Source organism: Peribacillus sp. S4 (genome assembly GCF_046715815.1).
Taxonomy (GTDB): Bacteria; Bacillota; Bacilli; order Bacillales; family DSM-1321; genus Peribacillus; species Peribacillus frigoritolerans.
In genome coordinates, this window is sequence record NZ_CP175708.1 from 3381717 (window position 1) to 3394156 (window position 12440).

Consider the following 12440-nt stretch of genomic DNA (forward strand, 5'->3'; position numbering starts at 1 on the left):
CAGATAAAGGACCTCACTTCTCTACTACTTATGAAAATATTCGCTGATGCAAAAGAAAAGCCATGGCATGCTTTGGACAACAAGCGGACGTAAAATATTGTCGGTGCAGGCGACTCTTACATGAATATAAAGAAGATATCCAACTGGACAGGCAAGGGCCAGAAATGGTCGCGTTCATCTATCCAATTAAAAATCAAAAAGGTTTAGGAATGAAATCATTCCTAAACCTTTTGAAGTCTATAAACTGAAGCATCCTTATCGGATGCGTTTTTCCTTCGAAAATCTCATAGCTGAATTTCTTCAACTTGGTATTGGGGCGGTGCCTTCCTGAATGCCTTTGTGATATATAATAGATAACAAAAACCAATAATGAACCAACTTGTCCCCATTATTAGGGAACTTGCCTCAAGATTGATCCATAGAATGCCAATTGCTATAGCTCCAATTAAAGGCATAATTAAGTATTTAATACACCCCTTTATCGTTCGGTGCTCCTTTTCCCGAATGATAAAATGGCTGATCACTGAAAGATTTACAAAGGTAAATGCCATTAATGCACCAAAGTTGATCAGTGACGTTGCTGTCACTAAATCAAAGAATAAAGCCGACATTGAAATGACTCCAACTATGAGTACATTAATGGCTGGTGTCTTCCACTTGGGATGAATGAATCCAAACCATTTTTCCGGAAACACTTTATCACGGCCCATAACATACAAAAGACGGGAAACGCTGGCATGTGATGCTAGTCCCGAGGCTAGCGTATTGACGAAAGTCGTACAAAGAAAAATGGATTGAAATAGCTTCCCGCCTACATAAAGGGCGATTTCCGGTAATGCAGCATCCGGTTCCTTAAAACGGGATATATCCGGAAAAAAGAGCTGAATAAAGAAAGATGCGGTAATGAAGATGATTCCACCCCATAGCGCAGTTAAAAATATCGCTTTTGGAATCGTTTTTTTCGGATCCGGCGTTTCCTCAGATAGTGTCGTTACCGCATCGAATCCCAAAAAGGAAAAACAAAGGATCGTAGCCCCGGTTATTATGGCCGAGAAGTCCATCCCTTCATTTACGAAAGGCATTAATGTAAACACTTCTCCTGTACCTTCTCCATCATTCAAACCTTTGACAACAAGAATGATGAACACTGCCATGATGGCAATCTGAATTAAAACAAAAAGCGCATTAAAGTTAGCAAGTACATTGACGCTCCTGAGATTGAGAATGGTGACGATTGCTACGAACAATACTACCCAAATCCATGTAGGAACTCCTGGAAATAATGCTGTCAGATAAATTTTGGTCAACAATGCATTGACCATAGGTAAAAACAAATAGTCCAACAACGAAGACCATCCTACCAGGAATCCTAAATGCGGGTTTATCGCCTTTTGCGTATAAGTGTAGGCAGAACCTGCAGCAGGAAAAACCTTTACAAGTTTTCCATAGCTGGCAGCTGTAAAAAGCATCCCCACCAATGCAACGATATAGGCAGTCGGCACATGGCCGCCCGTAATCCCAGATACAATGCCGAATGTATCAAATACGACCATGGGGGTCATATATGCTAACCCCATCATAACGATTTGCCATAATTTCAGTGATCTTTTCAATGTAACCTCATTTTCCACCTATCATTCCTCCTTGAAACCGCTTTCAAACTAGTGAGTTCAATTTCTTAACTAGAATAATCCCCATGCCTCCCTCTTTTTTAAAAGTTTTACCTGTATACCTTTATGCAATTTCTGTGCCATATGATTTCGGTTTCTCTCGACAAACGAAAAACACCTTAATTCCTGTATTCTTACCGGCAAATGATTGATTCACAGATATGAAGTCTTTCAGTATCTCTTCATCGGCGATTCAATTTCCCATAACTTATTCGCCTTTGCATACACAAAGCCCATATTATCTGGTAAAAACCCTCTTTAAATCACTCACAGTGACTTGGCATGGTAATTGCATGATTAATCATCTATAGGAATTCATTTAAATGAGTTTCAAAATTATTAAGCTATAAGAAAATGGAGGAATAGAAAAATGAAATATCCTTTATCACCTGATGTTAAACCAGAGTTTTGTACCACCGGATCATTTATGCGCTTACCTTCTTCAAGGGAAAATGCCAAATTGGCAGTAGTAGGTATGCCTTTTGATACAGCTGCTTCATTCAGGGTAGGAGCCCGGTTTGCTCCACAGGCAGTCCGCCAAGCATCCATGACGTTGTTTCCTTATCATCCCATTCACAAGGTATTTCCTTTTGACGAATGTAATGCAATTGATATCGGGGATGTTTCGGTGATTCCCCATAATATACATCGAAGCTATGAGTTAATTGAAAAGGCTATGTCAGACTTGATGAAAAACGGGATCATTCCAATAGGCATCGGAGGAGATCATTCAGTAACATTGGCTAATTTAAGAGCAGCCGCAAAAATCCACGGTCCTGTTGCACTTCTTCATTTTGATTCACATACAGATACTTGGGATACTTATTATGAAGAAAAATACTGGCATGGTTCCCCGTTTATCCGTGCATATGAGGAAGGCTTGCTCCAAACGGATAAAGTTTTCCAGATTGGCATCAGAGGTACGCTCAATCATCCAGGAGATTTAGATTCCAGTACAGAGCTAGGGTACAATGTGATAACTACGCCCGAGCTGAAGAAGAGAGGAATCGAAGATGTCGTGAAGGAAGTCAAGAAAACCATTGGGGATACACCATGTTTCTTGACATTCGATATTGATTTTGTCGATCCATCCTGCGCTCCTGGAACTGGCACATTGGAGGTCGGCGGTCTAAATAGCTTTGAAACCCTTGAGATGATACGCTCTCTGCAAGGATTCAACTTTATTGGGTTCGACCTGGTGGAAGTCCTCCCGCCGTATGATCCAACACAAATTACATCACTATTGGCAGCCACCATCATTCATGACTTTGCCAGTCTAGTAGCCTTACAACTAAAAGAAGAAGAAAAAAAGGAGAATTCAGCCGAAAAAAGTTTATAGGACAAGCACTGGCCATATAGGTCGATACTGTTAATCGATCAGATAGATCCAAGCTAATGATATAAAAGTCTAAGTACAAAATAAAAAAGTCCTGAAATTCAAAAAGCACCTGTTTATGAAAACAGATGCTCAGACTGTAGACAAATTCGAAGAAAGTGAATTTGTCTACAGTCTTTTTTCTTTAAAAATGTTCCAGCTGATTTCAGAAATCCGCTCCCTTTCCGCCGACTGTCTGCCAAGCGTCTGTGGGGTCTCGGCTAGCCAGCTATTCTGCAGGAGTGTCGCAAATTTCTTCCATCCATTGAGGTTTCATAAAACAAAAAAACATTAAGGATCATCTAATCTTCCTTTAAAATCATGGTTCTATGTGAAATCATTCCGAACCCCCTTTTGTCGACAAACTGAGCATCTTAGGTGAAAGCAGATGCTTTTTTTCTATGTCATCTTTATCCTTGTCCTGCTACTTCGACTATAAATCATTCCATATAACAACTTCGTCTATCGGTGTAGGAAAATAAAAAAACACATCCCATCTGAAAGAATGGAATGTGTCTTCATTTTATTCGTCCGATTCTATCCCGGGACGATTGGATTGTGTTGGCAGGGTGTCCCAAAAGCTTGCATCGACAGTTTCAATTGAATCATCGGCAATGGCTCTGACAGCTGCATCCAAAGTGGTTACCGTTTGCTTTATTAGATAGCCATTACTTTTTTGTCCAAGCGCTACTGACTCGACATTGTGGTCCGACATACCTCGCATCTCAAAGAGCAGTGTGGCAATATCATAGCGAACGGCTGCACCATTACGGCCTATATTTTCTCCAGAACCGCCATCATACCTACCAATATGCCCCCACCCAGTTGGTTCAATGGAGTTATATACGACAGCACCCAATTTTTTTGAGGCTTCTAACACTTCAGGCTTTACGTTCGGGTTTGTAGGATAAAGAATTGAACCTGAAACAAGTTCACCGTCCGTTTCGCTTAGCGTCCCTTGATGATGTAAATCTATCATGTAATCTATATCGTATTTCGCAAATACATTTTCGTGTAAAGCCTTTACCTCTACTTGCATGTTATCAGTTTTTTTATCATGCTCACGGTTCAAGTCAATCCCATTTGCATTTGCCCGTGTTAAATGCCGATCACCTTTTGCTAAATAATCATCAAGAGGGAAATTAACATCTCCCATGGCTCCATCTGCATTTAACATGGGAATGATCAATATATTGACATTATCCAAAATACCTTTAGTCTTGTTCGTGCCTAGATGTTTAATGAATTCGAGTGCACCCTCGGTAGTCAGTTGTTCATTTCCATGCTGTTGCGTCAAAAATAGTATGGTTGGATTCTTAGGATTTGAGATGTACTTCGCTAGGTAAATGTCCCTTCCTTTTACCGTTTCCCCGATTACTTCCAGTGCCAGCCTTTCTTGTTTAGCATCCTGCGTTTTAAGATAGCTCACCAGGCTTTCATATGTATTAAGATTTGAAGTTGTCACTTGTCCATTTCCAGCACTGGGACCATTTCCAACCGCTCCGACAGGTAACGCAACAGCTGTTACTGCGCTTAACGTCATTAAACTAGATAATGAAACTGATAGAACCTTCTTTTTAAAATTCAATAAAAACCCTCCTTATCAAATATAATAATCAGAAAAAATTACTATTAATAATATTCTGACACTTTTGCTACTTTATGTTAATAGTGAAAAATGACTATGTTTCCAAATAGTTTTCTTCTACCAAAAAACATTTTTGTTCCCGATGAAGAAAAACCAGACGGACACCCGTCTGACGTTGATTGGAACGTAGGGCACTCGCTTTCCGCGGGCGGCCAGGGGAGCCTCCTCGGCTTTCGCCTGCGGGGTCTCCCCTAGACGCGCTTTTCTAAGCAGGAGTCTCGAACACCCGCTCCAATCAACTTTGTCTTACCTTTTAGATAGAACACATTTGCCTAGAGTTCCGTCTGGTTACTTCAATATATGCTGGAAGTTATAATACTATCTTTTCCTCACTTTTAATTATTGCCTGCCCTCCGTCAGTGGAATTGACTCGTATTGTTCCGGATTGATTTTATATACAGAGCCATCAGTAACCCCATCGATTATTCCATATAGGCCTCTTTCAACTGCTTTAATGAGCATGCCTTTTTTCTTTTGGCCAAAAGACTGAGTTTGACCTCTAACTTCAAAGAGTACTGTCCCGCTTCCGTTTAAAGCAAAGGCTCCTAAAGCCGTTCCAGGAAGGTTTTGATTTTGCGGATACAAGGATATATTCCCATATGGAGAATTCCCTTGTGCTTTCATGGCATTATATACCGCCACATTCAATTGTCTGGAAAAATCATAATTATAGTTTTTTGCATATTTTGCATAATCCTGTCCTGAATGCGAGCTTGGATCAGGAACAAATTGAGCGGAAATCGAGTAGGTGACTAAATCATCCGTTCCATCAACTTCATAATAGGGAGCTTGGTGATGCAGGTCCACAAAAATCTCCACCTTACCGTATTGCTTCAGTAGAGCCTTGTAAACATCACGTGTTGTTTGTGATTCAGGTGTTATGAACCAACCAGGGGTGGATGATTTTCCAGGGAAGTCTTTAGCTTGAGGAATATAATTTAAATCAGGATTAAAGTCACGATTAACATCGAAACCTGGTTTGGACTCATAATCGAATGATTCATTTTTGTATGTATAGTAGTTCCAAGATGGATTGGCTCCTGCTAACTGCGGAAACTGGTCGACGACCTCTGCCCAGGTCATATCATTTCCGCGACGGTTCAATTCAGCGGCATCGGGATTCATTTTAGGCAAAGCTACCAAGGTAATTTCTTTACGAATTTTTTCCGCTTCAGGTGAGTTGGTCCCCAAAAACTTCAAGATATTCAAGATGGCATCCGTACCAGTTTTCTCATTCCCATGGATCTCACTTTGAATGAAAACGACTTTGTCGCCAGTTCCTACGGTTGCTTTATAGATTTCTCTATGTCTATTGGAATATCCAGCTACCTCCACTTTTACTTTACCTTGGCTATCACTCGCAATTTGTTCTAGCTTTTTCCCTAGTTCAGCATGATCTGTAAAACCTGAAACCGAATAAGTTTGTTGAATGGGTGTTCCCGGGGATGTTTCATTAGCTGCAAATGCTGGTGCCGCAATACTCGCCGATAAAACGGCAACTCCCAGAGTTGAAATAACCTTCCTGTTTTTCATATGACAACAATCACTCCCTTAAAATATTTTTCTATCTCATTATACAAAATGGAAAAGTAGAAATATGTTGGAATTTGGTGTCGTATTATGGCTATTTTATGATGCTGCCACCAGCTTTAGCTAAAAGTTGGGAGCTGCACTAATATATACTCTTTTTATGTTAGTGCAAAAATGCATATTTTCCCACAACAACGATCCTTGTTGCCGGATGCCTTTAACTATATATATATTGGCTATGCATTTAGTCGAATTGATGATTTGTACTATAACATCACATTACGTTATAATAAAAGAAAAAAATAAGAGAAAGGGGAAAATATGAAACTCAACACTCATAGTTCTACGCCATTATATATGCAATTGAAACAATCTATTATTGAAGATATAAACAAAGGGATTTACTCTCCTGGCGAAAGATTACCAACCGAAACAGAATTATGTGACATATATGGAGTAAGTCGCATTACTGTTAGAAAAGCGGTTTTGGACTTGGTGGAAGAGGGTCTTCTAATACGCCAACAAGGAAAGGGAACATTTGTCCAATATCCTAAAGTAAAAAGGGAACTATTTGCTGTTAATGGTCATGCTGAATATATGTCCGAATTAGGGAAGATACCTCAAACTAAAATCCTTTCATTTGGGATCATACCCGCACCGGCTAATATTTCTAAATCCTTGGAGATTACTCCTGAAAGTGATGTTCTTGAATTACAACGGATCTTATACTATGATAATCAACCTCTCACCTTGGAAATTTCTCATTATTCCTTAAAGGTTCTGCCTAATTTAAATGAACATGTCCATAACTCCGTATCCATGTATGACATCATAAAGCATAAATATAATATAACTCCTGTTCATAACACCAAACTTTTAAATATGGTATTGGCAAATGCAGATGAAGCAAAATTTTTAGAGTGCGAAGTGGGAGATCCCCTTTTCAAAGTGGAGAAAGTGGCATATGACGCAAAGAAGCAGCCCATCCATTCCTCCTACTTATATTATCCTGCCAATCGCGTGACCTTTACGATTGATAGTTCCATGTCGCAAGAAAAAGGTAACGAATCCCCCTCCTAATCCGGGATCTCGTTACCTTTTTCCATCTATAAATCATGTTAAACCAGCATATGGTCAGGAATATATTCTTTACCATACCCAAAAGCTCCATAATCCTGACAGGTTTGGGAGGCAGCTAAAGCTCCTTTTTGTAAAGCTTTATTTACATCTTGCCCTTGGACATACGATGAGAGAAAACCAGCAATAAATGAATCTCCCGCCCCCAATGTATCTACAACTTTGGTTTGAATAATAGCTTGTTCATATAATTGATTTTCAATTGATAAGAGTGCTCCCTTTTCCCCACGAGTAACACATACCACTTTTGAGCCGAACGAATGCACCTTTTGAATCAGTGCATGGCACTCTGCAGTGTTTAAATTACTTCCTGAAAAAAATGCATATGTCACATACGGACAAACTTTTTGTAAATAGTGTTCCTCTTGATTTGTCGAAAAATCAAAAGAAATGTCAATGAGTTGGCTTAATGATGGGAGGTTATGCTCTATATGGCTATAAACACTTGTATGAAGAAGGTCGTGTTGCCGAATATAATCCAAATCCTTGTCATTCAGTACAATCCCCAATCTGGATTGAATTCCCCCTCTATTGGAACCAATGAAAATTCGGTCCCCGTCCTTATCCAACGCGACGACGGCCATACCGTTCTCTCCTACCGCTTGTCTTACTCTACTAATCTCCATCTTTTCCTTTTGCAATACCTCCAACACATGGTCTGCCGCCCCATCATTTCCTACAATGCCAATATATGAAGATTGCTCATCATTTAAACGATTGTACATGACTGCCACGTTTAATGAATTGCCGCCGGGATATATCTTTCCTTGGTCTTTATAATAATCTACTACGTTATCCCCAATTCCAATTAGCTTCATGCCTGTTCCCCCTGTTATCATTTTACACTTCCACTAGCAATTCCACGGATAAAATACTTCTGCATGAATAAAAATAAAATGACGATAGGTGCCGCTGAAATCGTTAATCCAGAAAGCAACACTCCCCAATCGGTTTGCAATGCATCTCGGAATTGCATTAAACCGGCAGGTATCGTACGTAAACTATCATCATCTATAAAGATGATGGCGAACATGAATTCATTCCATGTATAGTAAGCTGTTAAAATTACCGTCGTTAATAAAATAGGTTTACTCATGGGTATGAAAATCCTAAAAAGGATTCCAAGGTTTGTGCACCCATCCAGCCGGGCAGCCTCTTCCAGTTCTTTCGGAATGGACAGGAAGTAGGCACGAATCAACAAGATGGTTAGCGGAATTCTGTATGCTACATAAGGTAAGATTAGCGCCCAATGGGTGTTATATATCCCAAGCTTCTGAATGATATTATACAAAGGGATCAGGCTTACTTGAGGAGATAGCATCAAACCGCCTAAGCATATGACCAAAATGAAAGCCTTTCCACGAAAATCGAAGCGAGATAATCCGTATGCACCTAACGCACTTACTAAAACCGTTAGCATACAAGTCATGCCAGTAACCATGACACTATTTAAAAAGTAGGAAGAAATCCCACTATTCCAAGCTGTAACATAATTTTCAAACAACCATGTATGAGGAAGTGACCAACTATGGTTAAAAATTTCCTCTGTGCTTTTGAAAGAACTGATGACCATCCATAATAAGGGATATGCAACAACAAGAAAGTAGGCGATCAAACCTGCATAAACAAGGGCTATTCTCATATTATAGGTTTTTCTTTTCCTTGCATACTCTAGATCTTCCACAACTAATTCCGGTACTCCGACCGTTGATTTAGGCATCTCCATTATTAGTCCTCCTTTCCCGTTTTAAATATTTTCATTTGTACAAGAGAAATAAGTAACGTAATAATTAAGATAACCGTTGCTATGGCAGAAGCATATCCCATCATATCTTTTGAAAAAGCCGTTTTATATAAATAGGTACTCAGGACTTCCGAAGAAGTTCCCGGTCCCCCTCCGGTTAAGATATATGGCTCATTAAACACTGTAAAGGCACCTGTCAATGTTAATATTACTGCGACGAATGTCATTTCCTTTGTTGCTGGAACCGTAATGTGAAAAAACGTTTGTATTTTATTCGCTCCATCCATTTCAGCTGCTTCATATAGTTCAGGTGAAATTTTTTGAATGGATACGATATATAGCATGGCTATATAACCAATTGATTGCCACTGTGAGACAGCAATGACTGCATAGATTGCCGTTTCACTATCACCCAACCATGGCAGTGCTAAATTATTCAATCCAATCATTTTAAGAAACTGATTTAACAACCCTACTTCCGGGTTGTAAAAAAATGAAAACAGCAATGCGATGACTGTCATTGAAACGACGACCGGCAAAAAATAGACTGTGCGAAATATAGGTGAAAATTTACGGATTAATTTATCTTCTAAAACAGCTGCAACAATTAACCCTCCAAAAACCTGGAAAACAATCGAAATGACAGCATAAAGAATATTATTTTTTAAAGCTTCATAAAATACGGGATCTTTAAATAAAGTAAAGTAGTTATCCATCCCTACAAATGCTTTATCTGGTGAAAATGTACTCCAATTATACATACTATCGCCAATATTCTGGAAAATAGGAATATAAACAAGCAATAAAAAAACTAAGGCTGGAAGAAGATATAGATAAGGTACAAATTTATAGGGTTTTATCATTAAAATATCACTCCCTTAATAAAACGGAAAAATGAATTCCCTTATTTCCCCGCTTCAAATCTAACGGTATCAGCAGCTTTTTGAACATCACGCATAATTTGTTTAGGTGTTTTATCTCCATTTAACATCATTTGTGTTCCGGTTAAATAGGCATCTGCAATACGCGCATCGATGCTCATGTCAAACCATGGGGCCATTTCTTTTGTGTTTAATATGCTTTGAACCGCCTCCAGCTGTTCCGGGGAAGAATTATTTTCATTCACCGTATCTTTAACTGCACTATACTTGCCCACATCAGTGACTAGTTTTTCTCCCATATGTTTAGTGGTTAGAAACTTTAAAAACTCCATCGCTTCTTTGGGATGCTTTGTCTTGGAAGAAACCATAAAGCCTTCAGGCGATCCCGTTAGATTTGTTTGATTACCCTTTCCTCCTTCTACCTCAGGAAAGTTAAACATTCCAAGTTCAAACTTAGTGGGTCCAAATAACTTGATCTCTGCCGTTTCTGCATAAAACATAGGTGCTTTACCATTTGAAAATTGCTGCCTTGCATATTCATGATCTATTGAATTAGTATTCTCATTAAAGTAAGGTAACAACTCTTGGAATTTCTCAAGCGCTTTTATGTAGTTGTCATCCTTGAATTTTCCGGTTTTTCGATTATAATCCATTGCCAGCACTTCCGGACTAACCAGACGTTGATTCAATGTGCCCACATAATGGGAAATTGTCCAAGTATCTTGACTGCCGAATTGAAGAGCTGTGTAGTTATTCTTTTTTAACACTTTTAATACATCGATAAAATCATTCCAGGTTTTAGGTGGGTGTATGTTCAATTTTTCGAAGACATCCTTGTTATAGAAAAACATTTTCCCATCCATTGTTACGGGGACACCATACACCTTATCATTAAATGTATATGGTTTGACTTGGGATGGAACGAGTTGAGAAGACCATGTCGGATCGTTTTTATAATAAGAAGTTAAATCCAAAGCTTTATTGCCTCGCACAAACTGACTGGCAAATTCATCACTCCAAGAGAAATAAATATCAGGCGGATTATTTGTACCTGTCATTACTTTAATTTTGTCTTTATACGAATCGTTTAGGACTGCTTCGGTTTTAATATGGATATCGGGATTTTGTTTTTCAAATTCTTTTACAACTTCATTAAAGTAAGTTTTTTCCGGTTCCTTTGGCCACCTATGGAAAAATGTTAAGGTGGTTTTTCCAACATCTGATTCTGAAGATGTTCTTTCACCAGAACATCCCCCAAGCATTAAAGATAAACTTAAAAATGATGCGAATATAAGTTTTGTTTTTCTCATGAATACCCTCCTTTTTATAAATGCTTTTATCATCAGGAAATTATACTATAATGTTATAAAACATTATAGTATAATTCGCAAATAAAATATACAGAATATTAAGTATTCTCTAGCTATCAGTATTCTACTTTCCACATATAACGCCTTTTGCTTAAGGGATGATTACGCGCTTCCGCTAATTCTTCTGCATATTGACGTAATACTCGATTTAAAATAAGCGGTGCAATATATCCTTTTACTTCTTCATCAATACCATCAAGATCATACTGCTTTGCATCTAACACCGTTAGCTTTTTGCCATAACGCTGAGAAAAAGATAATGCTCTTTCTTCCAATGGTCTTGTTTCATCCAATCCCAATAGAATGATAAACGGTACATTTTCGTCAATAATTTCGAATGGTCCATGGAAGTACTCACCAGCATGAATGGCATGTGAGTGTATCCATTGCATTTCCATTAAGATACAAATGCTGAAAGAATAGGCTGTCCCATAGTTTGAACCACTTGCCATTGTATAGATAACAGGTTCTTTTGCATGAGATTGTGCGAATACCCTTGCATTGGAAGCTTCTTGCTCCAGGGCTCTTTCATACACTGGCTGTAAGTTCTCCAAACTTGATACCAGTTTTCCGAACTTTTCATTGTTTTCCGCCATATGAAGTACACCAAAAACTAATTGATATAAAACACTGAGGTTTGTATCGAAGGCGTTTACACCGTTCCCCCATTCATATTTAATATAAAGGTCCGCATTTTGGGCCAATGGTGATGCTGGTTCGTTCGTTAATGCCACTGTAAACGCACCTTTACTTTTTGCAAACTTAGCCGCTTCAGCTGTTTCAGGAGTGGTTCCGGACATCGAGCATAAAATGACTAAAGATTCCTTCCCTAGTTGTTGTGGATTGCGATGTATAAACTCATTTGAACTATACAGATCGGAGGTTATATTTTTAGCTTCACGATCCAGTATATACTTAGCTGAATACATAATGGCAGAAGATCCCCCGCATGCTACCAAATAAATATTGTTAATTTTCTTACCCTTTAATTGATCCAATACTGTTTTTACATTACTTTTTACATTCATAACCGATTTACTCATTTTCCCACTCCTTTAATATTTGATATACAACATTATGTAATG

At 38.6% G+C, this 12440-nt stretch carries 10 protein-coding genes; 2 read left to right on the forward strand and 8 right to left on the reverse strand.

Annotation, left to right across the window (positions count from 1 at the left end):
- Nucleotides 1-284 precede the first annotated feature (284 nt).
- Nucleotides 285-1631, reverse strand: coding sequence for an APC family permease (locus ACJ9PY_RS15970; RefSeq protein WP_053535505.1), 1347 nt, complete (start codon nucleotides 1629-1631; stop codon nucleotides 285-287).
- A gap of 409 nt (nucleotides 1632-2040) precedes the next feature.
- Here ACJ9PY_RS15970 and speB point away from each other — a divergent pair, with 409 nt between their 5' ends.
- The gene (gene speB, locus ACJ9PY_RS15975; RefSeq protein ID WP_034307776.1) at nucleotides 2041-3009 is read left to right on the forward strand and encodes an agmatinase; all 969 of its coding nucleotides are present in this window, start codon (nucleotides 2041-2043) and stop codon (nucleotides 3007-3009) included.
- A gap of 559 nt (nucleotides 3010-3568) precedes the next feature.
- Here the strand turns inward: speB and ACJ9PY_RS15980 are convergent.
- Complete coding sequence (locus tag ACJ9PY_RS15980; protein ID WP_411738556.1) at nucleotides 3569-4633, reverse strand: M14 family zinc carboxypeptidase; 1065 nt, start codon at nucleotides 4631-4633, stop codon at nucleotides 3569-3571.
- A 399-nt stretch (nucleotides 4634-5032) separates the two neighbouring features.
- Nucleotides 5033-6226 (reverse strand): M14 family zinc carboxypeptidase, encoded by a 1194-nt coding sequence (locus ACJ9PY_RS15985; RefSeq protein ID WP_411738557.1) that lies wholly within the window; start codon nucleotides 6224-6226, stop codon nucleotides 5033-5035.
- A gap of 318 nt (nucleotides 6227-6544) precedes the next feature.
- Between ACJ9PY_RS15985 and ACJ9PY_RS15990 the strand changes: the two genes are divergently transcribed.
- Complete coding sequence (locus ACJ9PY_RS15990; RefSeq protein ID WP_411738558.1) at nucleotides 6545-7303, forward strand: GntR family transcriptional regulator; 759 nt, start codon at nucleotides 6545-6547, stop codon at nucleotides 7301-7303.
- 38 nt (nucleotides 7304-7341) lie between these two features.
- On the opposite strand, the gene ACJ9PY_RS15995 is transcribed toward ACJ9PY_RS15990, so the two are convergent.
- The 5 genes from ACJ9PY_RS15995 to ACJ9PY_RS16015 all read right to left on the reverse strand — a co-directional run bounded on the left by ACJ9PY_RS15995 (nucleotide 7342) and on the right by ACJ9PY_RS16015 (nucleotide 12398).
- Nucleotides 7342-8178, reverse strand: a complete 837-nt coding sequence (locus ACJ9PY_RS15995) for a PfkB family carbohydrate kinase (RefSeq protein WP_098864309.1) — start codon at nucleotides 8176-8178, stop codon at nucleotides 7342-7344.
- Between the two features lie 17 nt (nucleotides 8179-8195).
- Nucleotides 8196-9002: a carbohydrate ABC transporter permease gene (locus tag ACJ9PY_RS16000; RefSeq protein WP_226990416.1), complete on the reverse strand. Its 807-nt coding sequence runs from the start codon at nucleotides 9000-9002 to the stop codon at nucleotides 8196-8198.
- Between the two features lie 86 nt (nucleotides 9003-9088).
- The gene (locus ACJ9PY_RS16005; RefSeq protein WP_411738559.1) at nucleotides 9089-9967 is read right to left on the reverse strand and encodes a carbohydrate ABC transporter permease; all 879 of its coding nucleotides are present in this window, start codon (nucleotides 9965-9967) and stop codon (nucleotides 9089-9091) included.
- A 41-nt stretch (nucleotides 9968-10008) separates the two neighbouring features.
- Nucleotides 10009-11295 carry an ABC transporter substrate-binding protein gene (locus ACJ9PY_RS16010; protein ID WP_411738560.1) on the reverse strand — a complete coding sequence of 429 codons (1287 nt, stop codon included), beginning with the start codon at nucleotides 11293-11295 and terminating at the stop codon, nucleotides 10009-10011.
- 116 nt (nucleotides 11296-11411) lie between these two features.
- Nucleotides 11412-12398, reverse strand: a complete 987-nt coding sequence (locus ACJ9PY_RS16015) for an SIS domain-containing protein (protein WP_411738561.1) — start codon at nucleotides 12396-12398, stop codon at nucleotides 11412-11414.
- Nucleotides 12399-12440: the final 42 nt, after the last annotated feature.

What these genes read in the sequence shown, in the direction of transcription:
- speB (WP_034307776.1), top strand. Translation starts at nt 2,041, where the DNA reads ATGAAATATCCTTTATCACCTGATGTTAAACCAGAGTTTTGTACCACC.
- ACJ9PY_RS15985 (WP_411738557.1), bottom strand. Translation starts at nt 6,226, where the DNA reads ATGAAAAACAGGAAGGTTATTTCAACTCTGGGAGTTGCCGTTTTATCG.
- ACJ9PY_RS15990 (WP_411738558.1), top strand. Translation starts at nt 6,545, where the DNA reads ATGAAACTCAACACTCATAGTTCTACGCCATTATATATGCAATTGAAA.
- ACJ9PY_RS15995 (WP_098864309.1), bottom strand. Translation starts at nt 8,178, where the DNA reads ATGAAGCTAATTGGAATTGGGGATAACGTAGTAGATTATTATAAAGAC.
- ACJ9PY_RS16000 (WP_226990416.1), bottom strand. Translation starts at nt 9,002, where the DNA reads ATGAGAATAGCCCTTGTTTATGCAGGTTTGATCGCCTACTTTCTTGTT.
- ACJ9PY_RS16005 (WP_411738559.1), bottom strand. Translation starts at nt 9,967, where the DNA reads ATGATAAAACCCTATAAATTTGTACCTTATCTATATCTTCTTCCAGCC.
- ACJ9PY_RS16010 (WP_411738560.1), bottom strand. Translation starts at nt 11,295, where the DNA reads ATGAGAAAAACAAAACTTATATTCGCATCATTTTTAAGTTTATCTTTA.
- ACJ9PY_RS16015 (WP_411738561.1), bottom strand. Translation starts at nt 12,398, where the DNA reads ATGAGTAAATCGGTTATGAATGTAAAAAGTAATGTAAAAACAGTATTG.